Annotated in this window: 17 protein-coding genes; 1 reads left to right on the top strand and 16 read right to left on the bottom strand. The window is 46.5% G+C overall.

What is annotated here, in order from left to right; all coding sequences use genetic code 11:
• Positions 1 to 65 precede the first annotated feature (65 nt).
• The 4 genes from C0Q44_RS06115 to C0Q44_RS06100 are packed head-to-tail and all read right to left on the bottom strand — an operon-like array spanning position 66 to position 7,415.
• Positions 66 to 2,984: an NHLP bacteriocin export ABC transporter permease/ATPase subunit gene (locus tag C0Q44_RS06115; protein ID WP_105406468.1), complete on the bottom strand. Its 2,919-nt coding sequence runs from the start codon at positions 2,982 to 2,984 to the stop codon at positions 66 to 68.
• A 26-nt stretch (positions 2,985 to 3,010) separates the two neighbouring features.
• The gene (locus tag C0Q44_RS06110) at positions 3,011 to 5,167 is read right to left on the bottom strand and encodes an NHLP family bacteriocin export ABC transporter peptidase/permease/ATPase subunit (RefSeq protein ID WP_105406467.1); all 2,157 of its coding nucleotides are present in this window, start codon (positions 5,165 to 5,167) and stop codon (positions 3,011 to 3,013) included.
• Between the two features lie 59 nt (positions 5,168 to 5,226).
• Positions 5,227 to 6,186: an NHLP bacteriocin system secretion protein gene (locus C0Q44_RS06105; protein WP_105406466.1), complete on the bottom strand. Its 960-nt coding sequence runs from the start codon at positions 6,184 to 6,186 to the stop codon at positions 5,227 to 5,229.
• 41 nt (positions 6,187 to 6,227) lie between these two features.
• On the bottom strand, positions 6,228 to 7,415 hold the full coding sequence (locus C0Q44_RS06100) for an ABC transporter substrate-binding protein (protein ID WP_181150866.1): 1,188 nt from the start codon (positions 7,413 to 7,415) through the stop codon (positions 6,228 to 6,230).
• A gap of 271 nt (positions 7,416 to 7,686) precedes the next feature.
• Between C0Q44_RS06100 and C0Q44_RS06095 the strand changes: the two genes are divergently transcribed.
• Entirely contained in the window at positions 7,687 to 8,412 is a 726-nt protein-coding gene (locus C0Q44_RS06095; protein ID WP_105406464.1) for a response regulator transcription factor, read from the top strand.
• Between the two features lie 140 nt (positions 8,413 to 8,552).
• On the opposite strand, the gene C0Q44_RS06090 is transcribed toward C0Q44_RS06095, so the two are convergent.
• The 12 genes from C0Q44_RS06090 to C0Q44_RS06045 all read right to left on the bottom strand — a co-directional run bounded on the left by C0Q44_RS06090 (position 8,553) and on the right by C0Q44_RS06045 (position 26,112).
• Positions 8,553 to 10,298: a hypothetical protein gene (locus C0Q44_RS06090; RefSeq protein ID WP_146113430.1), complete on the bottom strand. Its 1,746-nt coding sequence runs from the start codon at positions 10,296 to 10,298 to the stop codon at positions 8,553 to 8,555.
• A 119-nt stretch (positions 10,299 to 10,417) separates the two neighbouring features.
• Positions 10,418 to 12,709 (bottom strand): glycosyltransferase family 2 protein, encoded by a 2,292-nt coding sequence (locus tag C0Q44_RS06085; RefSeq protein ID WP_105406462.1) that lies wholly within the window; start codon positions 12,707 to 12,709, stop codon positions 10,418 to 10,420.
• On the bottom strand, positions 12,709 to 13,803 hold the full coding sequence (locus tag C0Q44_RS06080) for a bifunctional glycosyltransferase family 2/GtrA family protein (RefSeq protein WP_105406461.1): 1,095 nt from the start codon (positions 13,801 to 13,803) through the stop codon (positions 12,709 to 12,711). The genes C0Q44_RS06085 and C0Q44_RS06080 overlap by 1 nt, the downstream gene beginning before the upstream one ends.
• A gap of 331 nt (positions 13,804 to 14,134) precedes the next feature.
• Positions 14,135 to 14,914 (bottom strand): class B sortase, encoded by a 780-nt coding sequence (gene srtB / locus C0Q44_RS06075; protein ID WP_105406460.1) that lies wholly within the window; start codon positions 14,912 to 14,914, stop codon positions 14,135 to 14,137.
• Positions 14,915 to 14,936: 22 nt separating this feature from the next.
• Complete coding sequence (locus C0Q44_RS06070; RefSeq protein WP_105406459.1) at positions 14,937 to 21,074, bottom strand: DUF7601 domain-containing protein; 6,138 nt, start codon at positions 21,072 to 21,074, stop codon at positions 14,937 to 14,939.
• Positions 21,075 to 21,452: 378 nt separating this feature from the next.
• Positions 21,453 to 21,623 carry a DUF4303 domain-containing protein gene (locus C0Q44_RS30760; RefSeq protein WP_258166185.1) on the bottom strand — a complete coding sequence of 57 codons (171 nt, stop codon included), beginning with the start codon at positions 21,621 to 21,623 and terminating at the stop codon, positions 21,453 to 21,455.
• Positions 21,607 to 21,795, bottom strand: coding sequence for a DUF4303 domain-containing protein (locus C0Q44_RS30755; RefSeq protein WP_258166277.1), 189 nt, complete (start codon positions 21,793 to 21,795; stop codon positions 21,607 to 21,609). The genes C0Q44_RS30760 and C0Q44_RS30755 overlap by 17 nt, the downstream gene beginning before the upstream one ends.
• Before the next feature lie 44 nt (positions 21,796 to 21,839).
• A complete protein-coding gene (locus C0Q44_RS06060) occupies positions 21,840 to 22,106 on the bottom strand; it encodes a hypothetical protein (protein ID WP_105406458.1) in 267 nt (88 codons plus the stop codon).
• A gap of 12 nt (positions 22,107 to 22,118) precedes the next feature.
• The gene (locus C0Q44_RS06055; protein ID WP_105406457.1) at positions 22,119 to 22,736 is read right to left on the bottom strand and encodes a hypothetical protein; all 618 of its coding nucleotides are present in this window, start codon (positions 22,734 to 22,736) and stop codon (positions 22,119 to 22,121) included.
• A 299-nt stretch (positions 22,737 to 23,035) separates the two neighbouring features.
• Positions 23,036 to 23,581 carry a 50S ribosomal protein L25 gene (locus C0Q44_RS06050; protein WP_105406456.1) on the bottom strand — a complete coding sequence of 182 codons (546 nt, stop codon included), beginning with the start codon at positions 23,579 to 23,581 and terminating at the stop codon, positions 23,036 to 23,038.
• 1 nt (position 23,582) lies between these two features.
• Positions 23,583 to 23,714: a hypothetical protein gene (locus C0Q44_RS30750; RefSeq protein WP_258166184.1), complete on the bottom strand. Its 132-nt coding sequence runs from the start codon at positions 23,712 to 23,714 to the stop codon at positions 23,583 to 23,585.
• A gap of 274 nt (positions 23,715 to 23,988) precedes the next feature.
• Positions 23,989 to 26,112, bottom strand: a complete 2,124-nt coding sequence (locus C0Q44_RS06045; RefSeq protein ID WP_105406455.1) for a 5'-nucleotidase C-terminal domain-containing protein — start codon at positions 26,110 to 26,112, stop codon at positions 23,989 to 23,991.
• Positions 26,113 to 26,523 lie beyond the last annotated feature (411 nt).

The raw sequence follows: 26,523 nt of genomic DNA, 5'->3' as shown, positions 1-26,523 counted from the left end.
CATCTAATAGCATAGATGCCCCGCTTCAATCTGCCTTCAAATTGCATTCAATTTTAGTTCAAATGTTACGCTAACTGGCGGCTGGCAAGATCGGCGAACAAACCACGCTGCTGTAGCAGCTCCTCATACGTGCCGGACTGAATAATTCTGCCTTTATCAAACACATAGATCTGATCCGCCTGTGTAATTGTGCTTAATCGATGGGCAATAACGATCCTGGTCACCTGCAATTTGGTCAAGCTTTGGCTAACAATGCTTTGCGTCCGGTTATCCAGGGCACTTGTAGCTTCGTCAAAAAAGAGAATTTTCGGCCGCTTGGCAATCGCCCTTGCAATCATCAAGCGCTGGCGCTGTCCACCGGAAAGTGTGCCGCCGCCTTCGGATATCACCGTGTGCATCGCCATCGGCATGCTGCGGATATCCTCATCAAAGCCAGCCATCTCCGCTGCTTCCCACGCATCCTGGATCGTCAGATCAGATGTTCCAACAATGTTGGTGAAGATATCACCAGACATCAGTTTGCTATTTTGCAAGACGACACCAAACTGGCTTCTCAGCAGCCCCACATCCAGAGAACGTAGATCCTGTCCATCGAAATACACCGAACCGCCCTGCGGTTGCTCGAAGCCAAGCAATAATCGCATAAGCGTCGACTTACCACAGCCGGAAGCGCCGACAAAGGCTACGTACTGCCCTGCTTTGATATTCATCGACAGATCATTGAGCACGAGTGGCTGATCCTCGGAATAACGGAACTGGATATGGCGAATTTCAATCGCCCCACTGACTTCTCCCGGGTCTTCGAGCTGATCATGCAGTTCAGGCAACGTTTTGAGAATCGGTTTGGCTCGCTCATACAACGGTATGATATGCACGACCGATAATAAGGCAGAAGCCATAGCCAGCATGGCCATTAGAAAGCTCGAGAAGGCTGAGAAGAATGCGATGAATTGTCCTGCGGACAGCGTTGAATTACTGGAAACCACCAGATAAAACAGCACCATCGAAGCAGCCAAGGGGAAGAAGGACTGGAACACACTGGAGTAGTTATCCAGCATCCTGACCTTGAAGGACAATTTCTTTTGCTCCGCAAATGCCCTTGCCCATAGGAAGAACGCACGGTTCTCCGCCGCGGCCATGCGGAATTTGCTAATACCGTTCAGCAGCTGCAACACGGTGCCAGATATGCGTCCTTGAATATCCAGTAACCTGCGCTGGTAACGAATCTGTAGCAAACCAATACCCACTGTGAATGACATGGATATGAGCACCAGTCCTCCTGCGACCAGAGCAAGATTGGGGCTATAACGGAACAACAGCGCATATTGGAAAATGGAAAATACGCCTGTAAGCAGCGAGCCCAGAACAGCTCCTGATAATAGCTGTCGGATGGAGTTAATACTGCTCGCTCTGGAGGCTAGATCACCAGCCGTATAGTTGCGGAAGAAGGACACGGGCAGATTCAGCAGCCGATCCCAGATCGCGGCCTGAACAGAGCTTTCAACCCGCCCCTCCATTCGCATGGAAGCGAGTGAGCCAGCCAGCCGGAACAGTGCAATCGACAGAACAGCCGTGATGAGAATAAGTGCCATCTGGACAAGCGGTCCACGATACGATTCTGGAATAATCGTATCTACTAATATCCCTGTCGCAACTGGCATCATGATCCCGAGCAGACCTGCCAGTGCACCCATGAGCAGCACCATGATGAGATCCCGACGAATCGAACGATGTGTACCAAACTGCAAAATATCTTTAACACCAAGCGCACGAGCAGGGAACGTCCGGTAAAACATATACGCCATCGGCTCAATACCCGCCGCCAATGCACCATTAACGATCCCTTTTTCACCACTAAGCGGATTCTCCCATGTATAGGTACCGGCAGAAGCCGGAACCAAGGCAATGGGTTCATGCGCTGGTTCCATGTAAGCAAGGAGTGGCCCGTTATCTTCCTTCCACCATTCCCCTTTTAGCACAACCTGACGAGAGCGAACCCCCGAAGCCTCCGCGATTTCCTGAATAGGGGAACGCTGCGACTGTCTCTTCAGCTTTCTGGCTACAGGTTTAATTACGATGCTGGCATATTCGCCAACAACGCGGGAGGCCATAAACAATGGATCGGTTGAATCAAAAGCAATGGTCTGCTGGTTGTCTCCGCCTGTAACAGCTAGCAAACGCTTGAGTGCATGATCCATAAGCGAATCATCATGTTCGGTTCGCCGGATCAGGCGTTCATGCTCCTGCAACCGTTCTTTCGTCAATAGAACAGCCAAACGGCTGGCGATTAACTGATGAAACGCATATAAACCTTGCCATTGCTGATCCTGTTGCAGCCAATCTAGCGTGCTCAACAATTCAAGTTCAGCAGCCTGCTTCGTTTCCAGCCAGCTGGAGGATGTCACGGGTATATAATAAGGCTCTGCCGCCTTAATTGGATGTTCCGACATCCAATAGACGATACCTTCACGAATCTTAACCCACACCGTCTGCAACGATCGCCAGGTCTGATCCGGAGTAAGCTCCCAATGCTCACTTGGCTCCAGCAGTTCGAACTCCGGAGGGGCACTTCGCACACTCAGCGCCGCAGACCAGTAGCCCACCCATTGGTCGATCAATGGAGCAAGTTGCTCATCGTTCAGTCTGTATTCCTTTCGGTTCTTCATAAATAGATCCCGGTTCATCTGGCATACCTTCGTTCCCGCGGATGCGACCAGCAGCAAGCCCGTTTGCTCTATCCCTTCATAATCCTCAAATCCGAATAGGAGCGCACCTGCCTCCAGGCTAAATAAGTAGCGGCGCTTGTTTCTCGTCCCGCCCTTTTCAAGCTCAAGGGTAACTGCGAATACATCCACATAACCGGAATCGACATACCATATATCGTTTTGATCCGTCACCAGTATCGGTCGATTTCCCTCTACCTCATGACTCACACCATAACGTTCATACAATGAATGCAAATTAAATTGCACATCTTCAGCCATTTTCACACCTCCTTTTGCACGATTATCTATTGACTCTGAATGAGTCTGGTGTAGTAGCCATCTCGTTCCATGAGAGCATGATGCGTTCCACGCTCAATGATCTTTCCACGCTCCAGCACCACAATTTCATCCGCATCCCGAATCGTGCTAAGTCGGTGAGCCACGGTAATACAGGTTAATCCTCTGCGTCGTAGACTATCGTCAACCTTTTTCTCCGTTGCCGGGTCCAGAGCACTTGTCGCCTCATCCAAAATCAGAATCGAGGGATTGCCAGCCAGTGCCCTGGCTATTTCCAGCCGTTGACGCTGCCCTCCACTGAAATTGCCTCCATTTTCCGAGATCATATGCTCATAGCCGCCGCTGCGCTCCGCAATATGATCATGGATTACCGCATCCTTCGCAGCCCGAACGACATCTGTTTCCGGTATCGTGGAATCCCAGAAGGTAATATTCTCTTTAATCGTTCCTTCCAGCAGTACAATATCCTGATCGACAACCGCAAGGGAGTTGCCCATCCGGTTGCGGGAAATATCGTCGCGCGTCAAGTCATCAAAACGGATCTCACCATCCCACGGCTCGTAAATACCGGCAATCAGCTTGGCAATGGTCGATTTCCCACTACCCGATCCGCCAACCAGCGCAACCTTCATGCCCGGCTGGATCGATAAGTTAAACCGGTCAATCAGCGGGCCTTCCAGCTTGCTATAGCCATAGGTCAGATTGGTAATTTCGATCTGCCCTGATAACTTCGCTGTATCGGTCAGCTCTTCAGCCTGATCGGGGGTTTGGTTCATTTGTCTATCCATTGGATATTGCAGCACATCATCCAAGCGTTTCATGCTTCCTCCCGCTTCCTGAATGGTTCCAGCCAGTGCAACCATCTCATTGACGGGCTGACTGAAGCTGGCCGCTAGACTTTGGAAGGCTACCAGTGATCCGATCGTCAGTGCCCCATCCATCACCTGAAAGCCGCCGAGAAAAAGAATTGCTACGGCACTCAGACTCGTCAGTAGCGCAGGGACAGCCATCAGAAACTGGTTCGATACCCCGAATTGCTGCGTGGAATTAAGCAGTTTCGCCTGATACCCTGACCATTTGACGAAAAAGTCTGCCTCGGAGCTGTTGGATTTCAATGTCTCAATGACTTGCAGTCCGTTCATGGACACCCCTTGCATCTTGCCGGACTCCTGTAACAACCGCAGATTCTGGTCATTACGTTTGCGCGTTATCAATTGCATGAAGACCAGATTGAGCAGCGAAGCCCCCACCGCAAGACTTGTCAACACGACACTGTATTGCAGCATCAGCAGCAAATAAAACACAATCATGACGCAGTTTAGCGCCGCTACAGCCAGCTGCCCGGATAGTAACTGGGCAACGCGGTCATTGATCGCAACCCTTGCTGCGATATCTCCACTGAATCGCTGGGAGAAAAATTCGATCGGCAAACGCAACACATGCCAGAAAAAACGGCTGGATGAGCTTAGTGCAAGCTTCATTTCCAGCCTGAGCAAGTAATACCGTTGCAGCCACGTCAGGAAGGCCCGTAACAACGCGGTTAGTCCCATGCCAATTAACAGTGGGAACAACCAATTTTTCATATTGCCCAGTAGTATCTGGTCGATGAACACTTTGCTGAACACCGGAATAACCAGCCCTGGCAGCACCAGAAATAACCCAGCGATAATGGCAAAAATAAGTGCTTTTTCCGACCCTTGAATACGTCTGGACAGCGAACCAAGCACACTTGGTGCTTTCCCTTGACGGACATAGGTCGGGGAAGGCTTAATGGCAATGGCAACGCCAGTAAAGGATTGGTCGAACTCCTCAAACGTAATCTCGCGTGGACCTGTAACTGGATCATTCAAGAACACACGATCTTTAACGATGCCCTCCAGTACGAGAAAATGATTGAAATTCCAGTGGATAATCAGCGGCCAGGACATTTTCCTTAAATCATCCGGGTTTTTGCGATACCCTTTCGCTTCCATACCATATTGACGTGCTGCTTTGAGCACATTACTGGCCTTGCTTCCATCCCGGGAGACACCGCAGGCAATCCGCAGTTCCTCAAGCGGGATGAAGCTCTTGTAATATGCAAGCACGATTGCAAGCGAAGCTGCACCGCACTCCACAGCCTCCATTTGTAATACGGTTGGAGTCTTTACTCTTTTTGAGGCCACGAATCTGCTCTCCTTCGTTGGGCCTGGTGACCAAATATGTGCCACCGTGCCTGTCTCAATTATTTGAAATATGGGATAACCGTTGCAATCGGACGCTGTGAACTGACTGTAATCGAACCATCCACGATCATGCCGCTGTTAAGCCGAACAGGCGATCCCGCTTTCGTTGTCCAGTTATACCCGCTTGCCATCTCGGAGTTAGGTGAAAGATTCACACGAACTTCAAGGGATACACCCTGTGACGCCATCTGTTGAACCAGGCCTTCGTTGCCTAGCGTAGACATCATTCCTTGCACCGTTACCGGAAATTCAGTTACTGAAACAACCTGACCAATCAGCGATCCGAACTCTTCACGATTTATCGATCCCGGAGAAATACGCACCTCCATACCTGGAAGTAATTGTCTGCCCTGACTAACAGGCATATACAGCACGGCAATCAGTTCGTCCGTCTGCACCCCATACGTCTCCAACCGGATAATATCCGAGCCGTCACCAATATAACTTCCCGTTTTGGCCAACACCTCTTTCACTTTGCCAGTGTACGGGCTGATCACTCTTGTGCTGTATTCATAGCCAAGTTGCTGCTGCTTCAACTGTTGCTTCAGACTTTCAAGCTCTGCCGCATGTACATTTAGCTCTTTACCCTTTAGCCCTTCGAGGTTCGAAATAGCAAGCTTGGTCTGCTTCATCTGATCCAGCAGCTCTGGCTGCTCCATCCTTCCGATGACCTCACCTTGATTCACCGTGTCATTCTCGACGACGCGAATATCGCTTAACGCTCCTGCCGCAGAGACATGAACTGTTTTTAGTCCACCTGGACGAATAAGCACACCCGATGCATCTGCTTTGACGGTCATCGTACCGAAAATCCCCCAGTATAAGGCGGCCAGGATGAGTAGACCTACACCCGTTAACATAAGCCATCCACGAGGCGATGTTACCCGAACCAAATTATCGAGTTGCTCCGGGGAAGACAGACGCTCAACCGCCACTTTACGAAAAACTTGATTATTCATCACTACCTCCCAATGTTGAAGCCTGACACTGCCATGCCTTATTACGGATTTGGAATGTGTACTTCATCCAGTCGCTTGAACGTACCTGCTTCCAGCTTTTTCATGACGATATTCATTCCCTGAACATCACCCTGTGCGTCAAAGGAATGCTCACCGGTGACCCCTTCCCAACCCTTCAATGAGAGCAACGCGTTGGAAATCTCTTTGGGACTGCGTGATCCAGCTTCCTCGATCCCCTTAGCGAGTAACTTCAATGAGTCGTAAGCTTGCGCAGCCCATTTACCAGGCTCTTTCCCATATTTGTTGATGTATTGTTGTCGGAAGCTTTGATTAAGCTCAGAGTTGCCACGCTCATGATACACCGAAGCAACAATCGTTCCTGAGACAGCTTCTCCAGCACTCGCGAACTCTGCAGAGTCTAACGCATCCCCGCCAATAACGGGAATCGTCATGCCAGCTTCGCGGATCGCCTTAACAAAGGCGATTCCCTCTCTTGCTCCAGTGGCCACCATAATAAGATCACTATCGAGCGTCTTCCACTTATCTACGATACGTGAGATATCAGCCGTATCCTTATAACCTGACAGACGGTCTACGACATGAAGGCCTGATTGGGATGCCTGATCTTCAAAAGCATTCGCTAGTCCTCTGCCATACTCATCATCTGTATAATATATGGCTACATTCCGATGCTTGGTTTCTCCAGCGTACATGGCCAGTGCCTGCCCAAGCTGATTATCGTTAGGAATATTGCGGAAAATATAAGAGCTATTCACATCCGTCAGCTTCGGGGATGTTGATGCCGGTGTCAACATCACAATGCCAGCATGCGCGTATATCCGTGACGCAGGTACCGTTACTGACGAGCCACGGTGTCCAATGACTGCGCTAACGGCAGGATTATCCGCCAATTGCTGTGCAATTGCCATACCTTTTGTCGTAGAGGCCTCGTCATCCAATTCCAACAGCCGGATATTCTTCCCGCCCAGAACACCTTCCTGATTGATTTGCTCCAGCGCCAATTGGAGACCTTCATGGAATTGATCATTCTGCTTCTCGAAAGGCCATACTGCTCCAATAACCACCTCGCCAGCGGAACCGCCAAGTGCCTTCGACCTTGCTTGATCCGGTTCGGAAGATGAGGCACATCCGCTGATCATTAGCGCAATTCCAAGCAGTACAATGTTCCACAACAGCCCCTTCCGATGTATTCCCCCAATAACGTTCACTAGACTATCTCCCTTCAAAACTAAACCTTTATACCTATCAGTCCCACTGCAATACATTATAAAATAGCCCTAAACGTTAAACCATCAATTCAAATTCAAGATAACCTCAATTTCATTTAAAATCTAATGAATCCAATCGACTTATTTCTATGAACATGCGATACTTGAACCAGAGCGTTTTTGAGACTTTTGGCACGGTATGCTGCTGCTGGAGAAGCAACGATTGCACAAGCAATACCAGCAAGCTATACATAAGGAGAATGGATATCATATGTCTTCTAAACATACAATCTTGATTGTCGATGATGATCAGGAAATCAATGAATTGTTGGCGATCTCACTGAAAAGAGAGGGTTTCCATACCCTGTCGGCCTATAATGGTGTGGATGCAATTAAAGCTGCGCACCAGTATGCTCCTGATCTGGTCCTGTTGGATGTGCTGTTGCCGGGGATGGACGGGTATCAAATTTGTAGTGAAATTCGCAAAACGAGCACTATGCCCATTTTGTTCGTTAGCTGCAAGGATGAGGATATTGATAAAGTTCTTGGGCTTGGCCTCGGTGGAGACGACTTTATATCCAAACCGTTTAGTCCAATTGAGCTGATCGCCCGAGTTAAAGCACATATTCGAAGAAGCAATTTGTTGCATAAGCAGGTAGAGGAAATTGATAAAACGTTAAAATTTGATCAGTTGCTCATTGATCCCGACACTCATCTTGTGCTGGTTGACAACAAGCCTGTTTCCCTTTCAGCCAAGGAATTCAAGCTCCTGTTTCACCTTGCCAAAAATCCGAACCGGGTATACAAAAACGAGCAGCTATTCTCGCTGCTCTGGGATGATGTTCATATGGGAGATACGCATACGGTCATGGTGCATATCTACAATTTAAGAAAGAAACTCGAAAAAAACCCAGCAAAACCACATTACATTCGCACGATTCGCGGTGTTGGCTATAAATTTAATGATAAGCCTGTTGAAGTTGAAAGTGTCGATTAATCCGAGCTACGATATCACCAGAAATGGAAATAACACAAAGAAGGCCCGTCAGAATAATCTGCGGGCCTTCTGCTATTGAATACTATAGAGATTATTATTGCACCTGACCTGATCAGAGCCGGATTCCCATACCTATGATCTCACGTCAGTGTAAGAACGATCTGATCCCCGGAACGGGTGATTTTATAGATACCCTCCTGCATGTCGATGCCGTAATGTTTCTTCAGCAAATACTTGGCATTGAGATCCGTCTCCACAACCACCAGATAATCATAGCTGCTCAGCAGGTTGTCCATATTGTCCTCATAGAACAGCACGATCCCGTCCACATGTGGAGCATACAAGAAGTACTTTCCTACATATTGCATGTAATAATTCGTGACCTGCTGGTCCCTGTCTGAAGCGTAGAAGAGATATCTGTTGGTATCCTCCTGCCCTTCTTGGTACCACCGATCACCCGTAACCGCGTGAATCTTGTATGGAAGCGTCGTATCGTAGCTTTTGGCAATCGAGACAATACCATTGTATTCTGACAAAAGAATGGTGGCGGCAATCGCCATACAACCGATAATTCCCTTTTGATAATGGCCCTTCGTCTCAACTGTCTTAAAGGCTTGATAATCAGGCACTTCACCGATCCGGTAGTGAAAGGAACGCTCCAGATCGATCGCAGCACATAACACCAGCCCACCAGCGAACAGCACCACGATACTCGACGCATAACGCTCAAAGCCTGCCAGTACAATCGCCTCATCCAACGGCATGGAGAAGAGATACAGTGCCAGAATGCCTGCATAGTACAGTAACAATACAACGTCCAGGGCAATCAATGCTTTCCACAAGTTCCACTTCTTCTTGAGCACAACGATGGCAAATACAGAAGCTGCAATCGCTATAAGTTGAAAAATAACAATCCCAATCACAGGACGTGTCGTCAGATCCGTACTGGCCTTCAGGAAAGTCCACAGAATCTCCTGCATCTGCTCCTGCGTTTTGCCAGCCTGAACCCCCGAGGTAGCCACATCGAATTTGTTATCTACCCCTTGGAACACCGTTGCCATTCGCCAGCTCCAGCCAAAATAAGGAACCAATGCACCACAGATCGTGCCCACCATAGCCAGCGCGGATTTCCATCTGGACTTCTGCCCATGTGTAAGCCATGTATACACCAGGAACATAAGGCCGATGGCCGCGAAAATAATCCCTGTGCTTTTGATGATTGTTAGCAATCCCGCCAGTGGAAGAACGATGATACATGCCTTTTTGAGCTCATGCCGATACTGGTAGATAACTGCCAGGATTGCGAGCGCGTAGATCGGGAGCAAGAAGTCTACCAGCAGATTGGTGATCCGAATCGTAAGGTTAAAAAAAGAAAGCGTAGATAATCCGAGCCCGAGAAAAGCGTACAACAGAAAGCGTTTCTTCTCGGAAACGATGCCAAACATGGCGTAAAAACAGGAAAAGATCAGCAGACCTTGTGCCAAGAGCATCACGGACTGGGAGTGTCCCATAAAGTGACAGACATAATAAATGAATGACGAAGTTCCCAGCGGATAGTTTTTAAAATCAATCAGGCTCGAATCGGGTGTTGGAAAAGCATCTGTGCTGAGCATTTGCTTCAATACGATCGCCCAATGGGAGAAATTATCGTAATGTGTTAATTGGTTCTGAAAGAGTACCAGCAAGAAAACAAAAGTCCCTGCCAGGAATGAAAATTGGAATATGGAAAAGGACAACCGAAAGGCTGTCCCTCGGCGTAATCCAAGAAACACCGTTCCACCATACAAAAGCACACCTACAATTAGAATGACAAGGCTGCCCGTATAGAGCTGCCCTGCCAAACCACTTAGAAAAACAAGACAGGCGATTGAGGAAAACACAAACACAGGGATGAACTCCCAACGTAATGAAAGTGCCTTCCGCACAAACTGCATGTATCCCACGAAGGAGACTATCAATAAAACTCCCATCACAAATTGAAGCATAATGAGCATCTCTATCTCTCCTAACCCTCTCTGGTGAAACTCTCGGCATGTGGATGGGTCAAATCATTCAACAATTGACTAATTAGGCCCCGCTCCACAATATCATCGATATTCTCAACGGAGAGAAGCACTTCGCGATGATTGGCTGTTGTTTTGCCCGTATGCTGAAGAATAACTTCAATATTATTATGGGTATAAAACGTAACGACCGTCCCTGGTGAAATATCACCATGCAGACCCGTTGCAGAGAAGAAACGGTAATTGAAGCTGCGCAGCGTACAGCCAGCATTATTGGTAAAATCAACTGGTAGCGCAAGGGAAAGCCGTGGCATTTTTCGCTGATCTGATCTGGGCTGAACAATCCGTTTTTTGACATTGCGAAGCATATCGTCATAGGCCGTATCCCACAGATTCATCTGCTCAGGCAACGAGTGTTTGCGATCATAGATGAGCTGCATGTATTGACGGTTATCCGTCTCATCCTTCGGCTGAACCGTTGCGGAATAACGCCAACCTTCTCCATCTTGTTTTACATATACGATAACTGCATCGAGATTCGCTTCATAGCGCTCGGATTTCACCACCAGTGAGATGGTTTCCTGTTCCGGCAAATAAATGGGATAAGGGACGTAAAAGGCAATCCCATTCTCGGATACATCCACCGTTTTGGCCTGATAGCTCAGATTACTGGCTTGATATTGAATGGTTACATCCTCTTGTGCCCGAATGCGCTCCGTCTCCCGGTACGCACGACGGCCAACCATGAAGAACAGGGCATAGCACAGTGCAATCATGTTGTGAATCAGCCAGAAAATAATAATACTGCTGAAGAACAGCGCGATACCATACTTGCCATTGACATACCGAATCACTGCCGCAATGGAAAGCAAAAGCAAGAAGATATGCGGAAGTGCATATACCAGAGCAGACATCCATTGTCGACCGTTCGCTCTGCTTTTGTTCGTCACCTTGAATTTCTTCTCGCGGATGCCCAGGGTTTCCAGCAGAACCGGCCAGATCAGATAAGGCATAAATATGGTATCAATAACTTGACTCCATCGCTGATTCCGAATATTGCTGGATAGATATCGCATGGATACACTGTAGAAGAAATAGGATGGAAGCCAGAATATTAAGATTTGCCAGAAGGTTGTGTTAACAATCTGAAAATCAAATAACGCAAACAAAATAGGCGCCAAAATAAAAATCAGCCGGTTAAAGAAGGACCACCAGTACAAGAAACTGCTCATGTAGGTCACTCTCGTCCAGAAAGGAAGCTTCTCGGATAAGGGAGCACGCGTATTCTGCAAGCTTTGAATAATACCCCTTGCCCAGCGAATCCGCTGCTTAATCATACTCGGCACCGTTGTAGTCGTCTGCCCGGCAGCTTGAACCTCTTGAGTCGCATAGGTAATATAGCCTTCTTGCTGCAAGCGGATGCTTGTCTCAAAGTCCTCGGTGATTGTATTTAGCGGAAAACCTCCGATATCTTCCATGCCTTGACGGGAAATGATCGTGTTACTTCCTGTGTAGGCTACCGCATTGGAGGCGTTACGCAGAATGTTAACCTCTCTGGAGAAGAAATCCTGTTCATTCGGAATGCCTTGCTCTGCATACAGGTTAAACTGGAACAGATCCGGATTGTAGAAGCTCTGCGGGGTCTGCACCAGCCCCAGCTTGAAGTTCTTGTCCATTTCATCTTCTTGGCGAAGGCGCCATTCTCCATTCTCCTTAATAAACGTGGAGAGCAGGAAATAGGGGACCGTTTTCATCAAAAAGGTGTGTTGCGGGATCATATCTGCATCAAAAGTCGCAATGAGCGGAGATGAGGTTTTGCTTAGAGCATTGTTCAGGTTACCGGACTTGGCATCCTTGTTACCGGGGAACCCCAGATAGCCGATACCAAATTGCTTGGCAAGCTCCTCCACCTCAGGTCGTGCTCCGTCATCACATATATATATATGTACCTTCTGTTTGTCCGGATAATCCATGAACGTACAGGCATTAACTGTCTTATACAACAGATCAACTGGCTCATTGTGCGTAGCGATAAATACATCCACATCTGGATAATACTCCGGCGGGGCGGTTGGAAAATCAAGTTGTGTCCGTTCTTTTTGCATCTTTTGAAAGAATAATTCAAAGGTTGTCAGTACAGTTAACGTCTCAGCTACAATCAAGAGGATGCCGAAAATCACGTTCAGCACACCTTCGCCCCATGGCAGCGTAAAGAACGTGCGCCATAGCAAATAAATCGTCATCAGAATCATCGTGATGATAAAAAAGATATTTTGCCTCTTCTCGTTTTGCACTACAGCTGCTTCCTCCTAGCTGCAAATACCCATCTTCGCTGCAATTGAAAACTGAGCAGGAACAGCAAGGCATCACAGACAAATTTCGCCATTTTCTCATCCACGAAGAACACGGTGTGGAATACATATACCCCGGTACTGGAAAGCAAGATCACAACTCCGCATAACGTCAGATAGCGCCATAGACTTCCCCGGCTACTCTCCTTGCGGAATACAAAATACCGATTCAGAACATAGTTGACCACAATCGAAATAATCCTCGCAATCACGGTTGCGAGTAGAATTCTTAAATAGTGTTGTTCGCCCATAATAGGGCGCAGGAAGTCGATCAAAAACCAGGCAATGCCCAAATCGACCACAGAACTGGCTACCGATGACGAGATAAAGCGGAAGAAATTCGAGAACAGTACACCCATAACCCGGGCACTATCCTGGATTGCCTTAAAATGCGTACCCGCATTACCATTTTCATAGATGACCTGAATGGGTACCGTATGAATCGGTATCCCGGATTGGATACATGAAATCAGCATCTGCAGCTCATATTCAAACCGCGTGCCGCGAACATCCTGCATGAATGCAAGCAGTCCGGGCCCGAAAGCGCGGAGCCCGGTCTGGGTATCTGACAACTTCTTACCGTATAACATGGCAAAGATGGAGGAGGTCATCCGATTGCCTAGCAGGGACTTCGGCGGTATGTTTCCCTCGCTGAAGTTTCTTACCCCAAGAACCAGTTCGTCCGGGTGGATCTTGGCTTCCTGGGCAATGCGGTATACATCTTCTGCTGCATGCTGCCCGTCTGAATCCGCAGTGACAACGAAGCAAGATGCACCGTACTGCTGTCCTATATACTGAAAGCCGGTCTTGAGTGCGGCACCCTTTCCTTGATTTTCCGTATGCCTAAGCAGAGCACAACCACTCTCACGGAGCTCCTCAAAGATCGGCTGGTAGGCCTCACCAGATCCGTCGTCCACAATAACAATATTCGTCAAACCATACTCTCTCAATTGCCGTACATAGGCTGGAAGTCTCTCATCCGGTTCAAGTGATGGGATGAGGATGATCGTTTCGCCGTATTGTTTACCCATAATCATCCTAATAAGCCTCAATTCGACATGTTTTTGCAAATTCTTTTGGAATAAAGTGAGTATAACATCGATAGGTTATACAGTAAACGAATAACTTATATATATATTGGGAATAAAAAGCACACAATTGTAATGGAAAAAATAGGTGAAATTGGCTAGAAAATTAGAGAGAATTTATTGCAGATTTCAAGCTACAACCCATCGGGAATTCACGCAATTTGATAAAAGAATATGGGTATAACGCCTCATCTTCTCTGGGACAGATCTGGAACAAAAAATCACGCCCTCCAAGGGGAGGACGCAATTTGAATCAGATTGATTTAGTGTGTTAACATCGTCACGAACGCTTTCGGGCAACAACCGCTAACCGGCCATGTTCAGTCGAGTACTCACACGTAGACAGTACAATAAGTTGGTCACCATATTGAGCTGTTACACCCGTATCATAAAGGGCCAGTTTTTGGATGTTCTGAAGATAAGAATCAAATTCGGCTGGCGTACTCACATCTTCAATCTGGTAGTATTTAAAAACGTTGTCCGATTTGCGATACACTTTGGATAGAATAACAGCCACAATCTCATACTCTGCCTTTTCGTAAAGTGTACTGAACTGGAACGTAGCATGTTCTTGATAAAAGCTTTCGTTCTTGTACTTCATTAAATCTTTAAACATCCAACCACTCTTCATGTGATGACCATGAATTAGCCAAATGTCCGAATTGTTGGCCACACTATGCGCGTCCAAAAAGGGAAGGCCGCCTTGGTTTTCATTTTTATCAAAATCATGATTGAGATAGTACTCCGAATCCTGTGGGTTCTGCATGACCGGGTACTCAATTCGGGTACCATCAATCATTAGCCAGCCGAAGATGTCTGAGTTCCTCTCATAAAGCTCTCGGAATTCGGGAAGCATAACCGGCTCGTTGTTCTTATCGAACAAAATGGAGGGAACTGAATCCCCTCCACCTCTATCTGATCCTTCCTTCCAAATCTTTGTTAACTCTTCGATTTTCTGCTTCTCGGCATAGTCTCGCAAGAAAGTTCTCACAAGACTGACAAGAGAAACTACCAACACAAGCACGGAAACAGCGATAAGAATTTTTTTAGTTTTGCTCATTTTCTTAACGCCTTCCCTTCCATTACTGAATGTGCTTTTTCTTCTTGTTACCGAACAGACAGAACCCGATCGTCATCAAAGACATCAGCGCCAAAACCATATATAAGAATGGTGATACGCTGTTATCTCCAGTTTTCGGAGCATCGTCCAGCTCGTTCACGTCGTTATCGGTTCCGCTGTTAACAATGCCCGGTTCAGTCGTTCCGTTATCCGGGTCGGTATTATCGTTAACCGGATTGGTGACTTCGTTACCTGGCTCGGTCGTTACGTCACCGGGATCTGCAGCTTCGTTACCTGGCTCGGTTGTTTCGTCACCGGGATCTGTAGCTCCGTTATCTGGATCGGTGGTGCCGTTAACCGTCTCCGTAGTTCCATTAACCGGTTCGGTGGTGCCGTTGACCGGTTCCACAGTTCCGTTAACGGGGTCAGTCGTTCCGTTGCCCGGATCGGTGGTACCATTACCCGGGTTGCTCGTTCCGTTGCCTGGGTTAGTCGTTCCATTGCCACCGTTACCGCCACCAGATCGGATCGGCTTCATTGGTACATCGTATCTTACAATGTCAAAATCGACTGAAATTGTACCACTTGTGTGCGTTTCATATCCGTCTTTCGTTATGATCAGATAGTAATCTGCTTCAGGAAATACCATGTACGCATAGAAGCCATTAACATCGCTATCCTGCTCTGGACTCGCGTTATCGTGCGGCGGGAAATTTGGAACCGCAGGAAGCGTTACTTTGGTACCCGGAATGCGACCTTTATCTCTATTCCGCTGCGTATCCGCATAATACAGTGTAACTTTGGCTCCATCAATTTTCTTGCCAGTGCTGGCATCCCCTGTCGTTACATCATAAACCGTACCGTAAGGGTCAACCAATTCCTCGGAAATATTAAGCTCTCCGTTCGCTTTCACGTCCAGTTGTGTCACCTTCAGGAGCAGTTCCTCGCCTGTGTCAGCTGTATAGCGAACTTCCATTGTATATTTCTGCTCGCTTAGCCCTTCCACGGAGAAAGTTCCATTCGGTGCCATTGGAAAGGCCTTGAGCTGGCCATTCTCCTTAATATAATTGCCATCCTTGTCCTTCAAATAGATATGCATCTGGCTAGTAAACAAATGGTTGAATAGCTCTGTTGTTCCATTCATTTGCTTGAACAGAACAATTCCCACGGCCGTAATGTCTGCTGGAACAGTCTCGTCCGTTACACTGCTGTTCACATTTGCTTTTTGCGTGAACTCGACAGGTACATCCTTACCACCTACCCGATACCACTTCGTATATGTGATCGCATAGTCCGTATCCGCTACGGCTGGAATTGAATATTCACCCTTCTCATTCGTCTGCGTCCGAATCTCTTCGCCTGTCTTCAGATCGGTTACCGTAATCGGCGCATTCGGAATGACTTCTCCTGTGTTGTTGTTACGCAGCACGCCTTCCAGGTACGGGCGAGTATTGACATAATGTGCTTCAGACACTTTTTTCTCTGGAATAGTGCCCGTGTGAGTTAGACTCTCTGGACCCGTCACATAGCCATCTTTCGTATAATCATCCTGGGTCACCTTATACTGGAGATGGGTTGGCAGTCCTTGCACAGTGAGCGTCTGACCATCTGTAAGTTCGAAGGTATCCCCGTTCTTGATCATGCCCTTGCTACCGTCTGACTTCTCATAGTCGTAGGATTCATCCGATCCCTCACCTGTGAAGGTGACCTTGTACTTGAATGGCATCTTTTTGTCGTCATCTTTGCCTTTAACTGTGTTGCTGATTAACAGGCCGCCCTTCAATACTCGTACATTCGTAAACGGTGCATCTTCATCTTGGCCCTCCATGACTCCGGTATAATACCGTCCTTCAGGAATAGTCACGTATTCATCGATGGTGTATTCCTTCTGGGTAACTGTATATTTCAGATTCTTAGGCAGATCCGAAATATCCAGTGTCTCTCCATCCTTGAGCTTGAAGGTATCACCGGACTTGATGGTGCCCGTGACGTCGCCCGATTTCACGTAATCGTAGCTTCCATCCTTGCCTGCATCCTCAAAGATGACGGTGTACTCGAACTCCTTCGTCTTGTCACCGCCATTGCCCATGACCGTATTGCTGACGGTCAGCTTGTTCACGGTTCTTTCATTGACGAAGTCTGCCTTGTGATCGCCTTTATTCATGATTGTGCCAGACAGCTCTCTCGTCTCTGGCGTGGTTGTATAGCCGTCAACCGTCGTATAATCGGCCTCGGTTACGGAATAGACCAGATCCGCAGGTAATGCCGAGAGCGTAACCGATTCCCCGTGTTTGAGCGTGATTTTATCTCCGCTCTTAATCTTGCCAGATGTACTATCCGACTTCATATAGGCGTACGTTCCATCCTTGCCTTCACCCGTGAAGTTCACGGTGTATTCAAAATTCTTCAACGAATCGCTGCCGTTCCCTTCCACCTTATTGGTAATGGTCAGCTTCCCTTGTGCCGGCGTAGGTACAACCAGCGGATTATCAGAGGTTACTTTCACACCGTCAACCCAGATGGGCTTTCCAGGTGTGTTCCCAACATATACCTGATAAATTCTTGTCGTTGGCAACCATGTTGTTGTGTCAATATACGTTTCTTTCAGTTCATAATATCCTGGATCTGGGAATAGCAGATTCAGTTTTCCTCCGCTATCGGTTGTTCCTTTGGCAACTTCCGTTCCATCGCTTTTCTTATACAGTGTAAACTGTACGCCCTTTAACGGATTGTTGTTGGGATCTACCTTTTTCAGAGGCAGCAGGGCATTGGAGCTTGAACTGCCGGCTACGTCTGAATTGTCCAGTGTGCTTTCACTTTTGGCACTAATAGATTTTAGCTTATCATCGCCCATCAGCTTCACCACGTTGCCCAGTTTATCGCCAGCTTTCGCTTTAGAAGTATCAACCTCAGTTTGATACACAAACTGATAGAACTGATTAGGATCTTTCATTTGGAATGTTAGAACCGTGGTGCCATCCTCGCCCGGCTTGGCTTCCACTTGAACTTCAGCATTCGGGTCACTGAGATTCAGGGCAACACCATCCCGTTCCAGAGTACCGCTGGCCGTCAGTTTGGCAGGATAAACTGCAATACTCGGTGCGATCAGCACAAGCTGTCCGTTCTCTTCATAGCGTAGATTCATACCTGCGCCCAGGGTATCCTGTAAATAAACGCCCTGATCCATGTTGAATGGAGGGGTATAGTTCACTGTCCATTCCAAAACACCTGGAAATGGCTTCGTTACCGACTTGCCCAGCGTCTGAATAGGTACAATAACTTTACGCTGTTCAGTGATGACCTTCTCATCTCCGCCCCATGTCATATGAAGATCGGCTTTGTTATACACCACTTGCTTGTCTGTACCATTCGTCGTGTATTCGTCTAAATACTCCTGCAAAGTAGTATTGGAAGGTCTTGCCTTCACCAAAATAACATAAGGACTTTCCAATTTGGAGAAGTTGAAGATACCTTCATTACTACTATGGGAGAAATTCACCACATGAGCAGGGTCATTCGGCTCAATGATGGACACGGCATTGTTTCGAGTTCCAAAGCCCGTGCCGCTTCCATTATCCGAGTAGCCCTTATACAGCTCATAATCTCTTCCATTTTCAAAAGGAACGAATTCCCAGCCCTCCGGCAATGTGTCCACCAGTTTCACATTGGTGATGACTCGACTTCCGCCGTCTTTCGCCATTTCAACTGTGTTGTAGCCCGGCATATTGACGCCCAGGCGGAAGGTGACTGTCTTGGTTGTCCGGTCATAAGCGGCTACAGTATATTCATCGCCACTTGAAGAGCTGTCATACCCGATATAGCGTTGAATGTTGTTTGGACCATACCATGTATCAGCCGTCCCATCCCCCTTAATAGGATAGGATGCCGTAAGCATATCCTTATTCAGCATTCGCAGGTGTAGATTAGCGCTGTTTTGCGCTTGTTTTACGGTCTCACCGTCAATGAGCAAAGCCCGATTCCAGCTTGTTTTCCCTGCGTTAAAATCCTGTCTAAAGAGGATGTTCGGGTTAGTTTCAAGTGCACGGAAGCTGAAGGATGCAGCTTTTTCAGTGTACCCGGTCACCTTGATCAAATCCGCTACCACTTTACCGTCTACGGTTAAAGGAATAGCTTTCATAGTCAAACCGGTTGCATTCGCCTTTAGAGTTCCCGCCTTATACTGCTTCCAAAGCTGCGCAGAATTGACATTTGCTATGATTTTGGCAATTGTGTCCGCACTCACTTCGCTGGTTTCATCTACAGCGTTGTCCAAGACGTTCAAATCACCGCCATGTACCAGGACATCGTATACCGCCGCATTGGGCAAGGCATACTGTGGCGTTAGATTAACGGTCCACGTGATGCTACCCAGGTTATAATCTTCGTTTGATACTGCGCCTGTTTTGGTAAACGTGTGTGCGCCGATGTTGACGATTGCCTCATCCGTCACTGCGATAGGTCTTTTACCCGTCATTACATCGTTGTTCTGTATACCATCTGGTGTATCCAAATTCCAATTGGCACGAGGATCAATCTGGAAGCTGGAGCCGCTTATTGCCTTGCTCTTAATCCATAATTCTACTTTTCCATTCATATCTCCAAAGGAATAAACGCCATTTGAATCTGGTGTAATTGGTGTTTCTCCAGATACAGCGCCATCCTCCCGCCATTCAGCTGATATAAATTCCAGCCCAGCAGGTAATACATTGGTGATGGTAAAGTCCTTCAACCCTTTTTTGTTATATTGGTTAACAGTGACTTTCCAGGTAATGGTTTCATTCGCATGGTCATACGAGGCGCTGGCTTGAATCCAGTCGGGAGCAAAAGAAATTTCCTGACTTGCCTGCACCAACATAATATTGTCGTGTTTCAGTTCCACTTTTCCAGTCATATCCCGGTAGCTGCGACCCAGATTGCCTGGCGGATTCCGATATTCATAATAGTAAGATTCCTTTGGAATCCATGTTTTATATTCAACCTTTGGATCCAGACCTGTTCCCTGTGGAAAAGTGTAAGTCAGCGATCCATCTGCCCCAATGACTGGCGTTACATCTTGGTTGTTTACTTTGAATGAACCCTCCATATAGACACCACGAACATTTCCAAAGCCAGTATTATATGTTGAAGGATTCGTATAGAATACCTTCCCGTCTAACGGCAATTTAACTGTTTTATCAAACTGATCGAATGCCGATACGGTTGACTCCCAAGTAATCGCACCCTCAACAAATTGTGCCGGTTGAATACCACGATAACTATACTGGTCCCACCTGATCGTTCCAGGCGAGCTTAAAGTAATACTATGCGCTGCTGTAACATCCGGGTTTTTTAGCTCGTATACTCCCCCGAAAATTGTGATTGGCTTTGTTTCGCCGTAATTCAAGCCTGTTACATCCGAGTTGGCAGTGGTTTCGAAGCCGAAGGTAACCGCTCGTCCGACACCGTTAAAAAACCCATCGTCACCATTAAAAACAATCTTGATGCTATCCGGAGTGAAATAGGCGATGCCAAGCTGCTTCACACCTGAATCAGTTGTGGCCATCAAGGCTTTGGTAGCTGTTGGCAACACCACTTCATTGAAGTAGGAATCCCTTTTAAGCTCAATCGAGTCGCCCTTCTGAATGTACTTGGTCGTGTCATCCTGGTCGGCCGTACCCGCATAATCTCCCATCACGGGCACCCTGAGGCGCTCTGATTTGAGAGTAAACGCCTGTCGGCCTTGAATCGTACCGCCTGGAGCAACATCCGTTCCCTGCGTCACCGTCAGTGGAAAGGTTGGGTTAGCATCCATGAACACTGTCGTTTTGTCCGCCGGTTCTGCTGCCATCAACTGGAGTGCTGTTTTGGATGGCGAATCATCCTCAACATCAGACGACGATTCATCTGGCACATCGTCCGGTTCCTCAGGTACCGATGGTGGATCTTCAGTCGATGGTTCACCTGGTACGTCGTTCCCTACCTCAGGTGCCGAGGGCAGATTCTCAATCGTTGGTTCCTGATCGTTCACTACCTCAGGTACCCATTGCGATTCAGCTACATTTGGCGAGCCAGATCCGTCATCGGCATATACAGCAGCAGGTGACACCACTGTCTGCAAGACTAGTAAAACTGCTAGCCAGATCGATAGCATGGTTTTACCTATACTACGTTTTTGTTTCAATGTACAACTCTCCTCCACTTCTATAATTTCTGTTAAAGCTTGCAACTTTTTGCCCTTTCCTGGCTGTTATTCAACAACTTAAAACAGAAAGTGACAAAATGAGTCAACTATATATCGCGTGTTCGAACATTTTAATATACGGACCTATACAAATTCTCAACAATTTCCAGACTATGCTGACGCAACAGCTTGCATTAGTTCTCAGATGAGGACTACCCATTTCAACCAATGAAATAGATAAACTATTTAACGTTGTTATATGAAGTTTATACGCATAGAATTACAATCTCTACTTCTCGTAAATATTCTGGAATCCGTAGTCGTACGAAGGGGAGGGGAGATGATGCAATGAATCAACGTCCCCAAATGCAGTTGCTTCTACTCCAATGCTTCCGCCAACCATACTTGCATAGCCGAAGATTCCGCCCGATTCAGACGTAAGGCAATCTCCGTGTTGATCGGATCTGGCGGCATGAGCTCAACTAGGACACATACGGACTCTCGCAGCTGATTTAAGGCAAATATGCCTTCATCATCGAGCATTTTCATCGCCAGCTACCGGCGTATCACTTTCTTCTGCTTGCCTAGCAGACTCCAACGCCCATGACCAGGCAGAGATGCTCGGGGCATGTCCCTCGGCAGTAGTATATAGCGCACAATAATAGTACCGTTCACCATTTTCAAAAAGAGTGCAAAAGGACGTTCTGGCAGCAGCGGCGATCTCTGATTAGAGTTCTCCTTTCCATTCGTCGATCATCGACCACTTCAATATGAATTGGCTATCTGGATTAGATACCAGACACCCGCACCCACCAGGGCAGCGAACACCAGATTGATGCAGCCGAACACAATGAGTGACTTCGCTTTGCCTGGACCGATCCGGAAAGCGGTAGCGAGCTGGAAAACAGCCGGTAGCAGAAATGCCAACCATGAGATGGTTATCAGCTTTTCAGTTCTGAAGCTCCACCATACTACTGAACATGAGACACCGAGCAGTACCCAGGTAGAGATCATCTTTAGGGCGAACATCATTTCGGCCCCCTCCTATTTGCCATGAATCACAAGTCCATATTTATTGAAAATCCATGATTGGCTCAAGTCCTGCATTGCATCATGGCTAATACGCACCGTTGACTTCTGTTCCTTCATTGCATCTGCATCATGTGCTGAGAAGCGAAGCGGCTTGGTCATTTTTTTGATAGCGTCTCTTATTTCATCGAAAAGCGCATAGGTTAGCGGCTTATGATCCCGGATATCTTCATAGATATAATACTTCTCTTTTTCATCTTCCAAATTAACTTGAAAGCCTTTCGGAAATGAAAGCAAGATACATGGCAGTTCATCCTCTGCCCATTGTCCGTGATACGGAAAAGAAACACCTTCATTTCTCACAAAAAAACCTGAACTTTCATGATCGAACGCAACAGAAATGGAGTATACAAAAAAGGGATGAACATCGTTTCTCTTTTCACCTGTCACATAATACTGATAAAACGTCTGATACGCCTCATACACCTGATTATAATCATGCTCTGTCCGGGCAGCATTGGTATGATGGAATTGCACCTGTCTCTGCTCGAAAAGCTGTAAAAGACCTTTCAACTCTTCAGGAGTTATGAAGAACTTCAGTTTATAGAATCCACTGTTCTTTAATTTGTCCATTTCTTTTCGCTCACCTTCTGTAAATGTATCTTATTTCCATTATAGTGATCACTTGTCCTGAGTCTACCTACTTTACACCTGAATTTAGCGAATGAACTTTGAAAGGGTAGCGAAATATCAGGGTAATTGCGCCTGTGCGCGGGCAAAAGACAACCGTGGGGTGAACTCCAGACTACCTGACTTGTGCAGATGTGAGCAGGCCAACATAACGTGAGCAACACAAATTAGCTGTACGGGTGATCACCCGTACAGCTAATTTTGACTTATTCAGCTTTGGACCCAGATCATATTTGGAAGAGTTAAGGTTTAACTACAGCGAGAAGAGACTCATTCCCCTCAGAGATCACCGTTACATCTGTTGCAAATGTTGCATCACTTACATGTAGCGTTTCTCCAAGTTCCATCGTACTAATGTCAAATTCAATCGATGTTGGCAAGTGTCTCGGTAATGCCTCCACTTCAATAGAAGCTAATTGAACTTGCACAACTCCGCCCTGTTTTGTGCCGATCGGTGTGCCGTTGAACTTAACAGGAATTTTAGTGCGCATGATCTCATTCGTTTGCACCTGTTGAAAATCCACATGAAGCAAATCTCGTGTAACCGAATCACGCTGGAGGTCTTCCAACAATACGGTCAATGAGTCTTTGTCTTCAAACTGCAATTCAATAAAACCAGACGCTCCTTGCTTCAACCATTTTTGAAATTCTATTGTTGGAATATGAATCATCTCATTCTCGGTATTTCTGCCAAAAACAACGCCTGGCAACCGCCCGGATTTACGTAGATCCCTCAGTCGGGATGAATTTAATGGAATGCGGGTCTCCGCTTGAAAACTAGTAGTCATGCTATGTTCGCTCCTCTTTATTAAATGATATTTTCACATTTTTTATACTCATCCAACCATCCCCTGTTGGGGCTAAAGAGAGAAACATAGCATCACCACCTCCATAACCTATCCAATTGATTTTTAAATACATTTAATGTAAGCTCCCATGATATACATGAAGGCACTCTACTCCGAAGAGTAGAATGCCTATGAGATGCCTCAACCCTATCATAGAAACATCATTTTGTCGATCAACCCCATAATATGATCAAAAGTATCTGCTTCCTTATTCAATATCCTGCCCAATAGCATAGAAGAGATCGACTGCATGTAAGCATGAAAAAAAACACATCCTACAGTGGGATATCATTCTCCCAATCGGATGTGTTTTCCTATTTTAATATAAGATTTGGATAAGTTCTACATTACGAAGCTTTGGCTGCAACAGCTTTTTCAATTAGAGCTTTGGCATCATTAGTAGTGAGACCTTGTTTAGGTTGAAGCGATTTTTTATCTGTTCCACCCAGAATACCTTTGTCAATCAGTTTGGCCATAGGTTTAATTGCATAGGTAGACACGGATTTACCATCTTCGAATGTAGCAATAATCGTTGCCGCATTCGCTTCGGATGCCGGGCTGTTCACCAATTTTGCCAAAATCGTCGATGCCTCTTCCCGAGTAATATCACGTTCTGGGTAGAAGTTGCCACCATAACCTTGAATGAGTCCAGCATGCGTTGCTTCAGCAATCGCATCTGCATATGCAGCATTAGCAGCAACATCTTTGAACGCAGGTGCTGTAGCAACTTCGTTTAGTTTCAACATATCGACCAGAGCACTTACAAATTCAGCACGAGAAATGACTTCTGTCGTTACAGGTGTTTCTGTTGGCTCGGTAGATACAGCCAGGTTCGTGATACGTCCTTCATTTTTAGCCTCGATGCTACCGCCTTTATACGTATCTACAATGTACTGATAGAATACATCCAGATCAATAGGACCTGCCAAGGATGATTTAGCATCCAGCAGCACTTTATAGCTGTCTCCACCTGCTGCCATGAAGTTGTTAACTACTGATGTATATGTTTTTTTAGCATCGATCGGTGTACCATCTTCCAGACTCAAACTAGTAATACGTTCTGCAACTGGCTTATTGAAATCGGCACTATACTTTAAACCAGAGATTTGCAGTGTTTTGGTGTTGGGTGTACCGTCAGCATTGGTACCCCATTGTTGCTGCAATAACGTTTTAATCTGTTCGCCAGTCAGCTCCAGTTTCACTAACGTATTGCCGAACGGTTGGATTTTAGCAAGATCAGCGAAGGTCACATCACCTTTGGGCAGATCCGCACGAATACCACCTGGATTCATAAAAGCAAAGTCAGCATCGCTTGCTTTATCACCAAAGTCTGCTTGACGCATGGCATCTGCAATGAGGTTTCCTAGAGAAGCTTCGTTATTGTAAGCATCTGTACGAGTGACAGAACCATCTGTTGTACCTACTGGCTTCGTTAACTCAGGATGCTTGTCCAATGATTTTTTAATAATAGCCACCGTTTCAGGGTCTTCTTTCACACCCTCTTGAAAAGTCGTTGTAACCGTAGCTGATTTTTCAGTTACATCCCCTGTAGCAGGATCAATCATCAACTTGATATCTTCAAATGCTGTACCATAGGAATACGCTTGAACAATCAACTTTCCATTGACTTCACCGTTAGCTAGAGCGTGATTGTCACCTGCAACGATAACGTCAACAGGGGAATCTGCTGGTAAAGCTTTGGCCAAATCAGCCGCTTCTCCAGTAGTTACGCCTTCCTTGGTCGTTGCTGGATCATGCGCCAACACGATGATCGTTTCTACACCTTTATCTTGCAACTCTTTGGCATATTTATTAACGGCTTCCACTTCTTCTTCTGCGCTTAAAAAACGCACACCAGCGGTACCCGCTGGGGATACTTTGGCAGGTGTAGACTTCGTCACTAATCCGATGAATCCGATTTTGACTCCGCCTACTTCTTTAATCACATAGGGCTGAATCAATGTTTTGCCAGTAGCGGTTTCAATGACATTTGCATTAACATAATCAAATTTTGCACCCGCATGGGTTACCTTACCTTCTTTTGGATCCAGGCCACCAAAGATCTGTGCCTTCAAAGCAGCGACACCTTGGTCGAACTCATGATTTCCCAAGGAGCCTACATCAAATCCCATCATATTCATCCATTCCATGGTAGGCTCGTCGCGATCAAGAGACGAGGCTGGAGCAGATGCGCCAACCGAGTCTCCATTATGAAAGAGTAGGGAGTGCTCATATTTGGCTTGAGTTTCTTTGAGATAGGTTGCTAGAATCGGAGCAGATCCTGCCTTTTTATCACCGACCATTGATGTTGTATCCAGCTGACCATGAAAATCATTGATCCCGATCAAATGTACTTCTACATCGTTACCTGCCGCAGAGACAGAACCTGCTGCGCCAAATAGTTGCGTGAGTAATAGTGCAGTAGTAGCAATACGTATCGTGCTTTTGCCCAAAACTTTTTTCCAAGACATGAAATACAAAACCCCTCTCCAATTTTAGATCCTGAGATATTTTACCATAGTTCAATTCATAAAGATCGTAAAATATATAAAATAGATGTAAAAAGTTGAGAGACTGATCGGCTTTTTCTAGTACAAGAGACGAGATTGATCATTTCAGAATTTCATATAGAAAAATATGGCTTTTATATTTTCCGGTTGCTATAATGGAAAAAAAAGTATGTAAACTCACCTGATGACGCGACTTCTCTACTAGAGAACAAGCATATCCTACACGTAGCTTCCCTCTCCTAAAGCACACATCCCATTACATAATCCGTATCAAGAATTTCCAACTTTCTATTAAAGGAGGTGACCGTCGGGAGCATTTTAGATCTTGGTTCCTGTCTTTCCTACCAATATAAAAACATAGGAGCGTGTCCA

Source organism: Paenibacillus sp. PCH8 (assembly GCF_002968835.1).
Classification (GTDB): Bacteria; Bacillota; Bacilli; order Paenibacillales; family Paenibacillaceae; genus Paenibacillus.
Note: the sequence above shows the minus strand (reverse complement) of the source record. Positions and strands in the feature narration are given on the sequence as shown.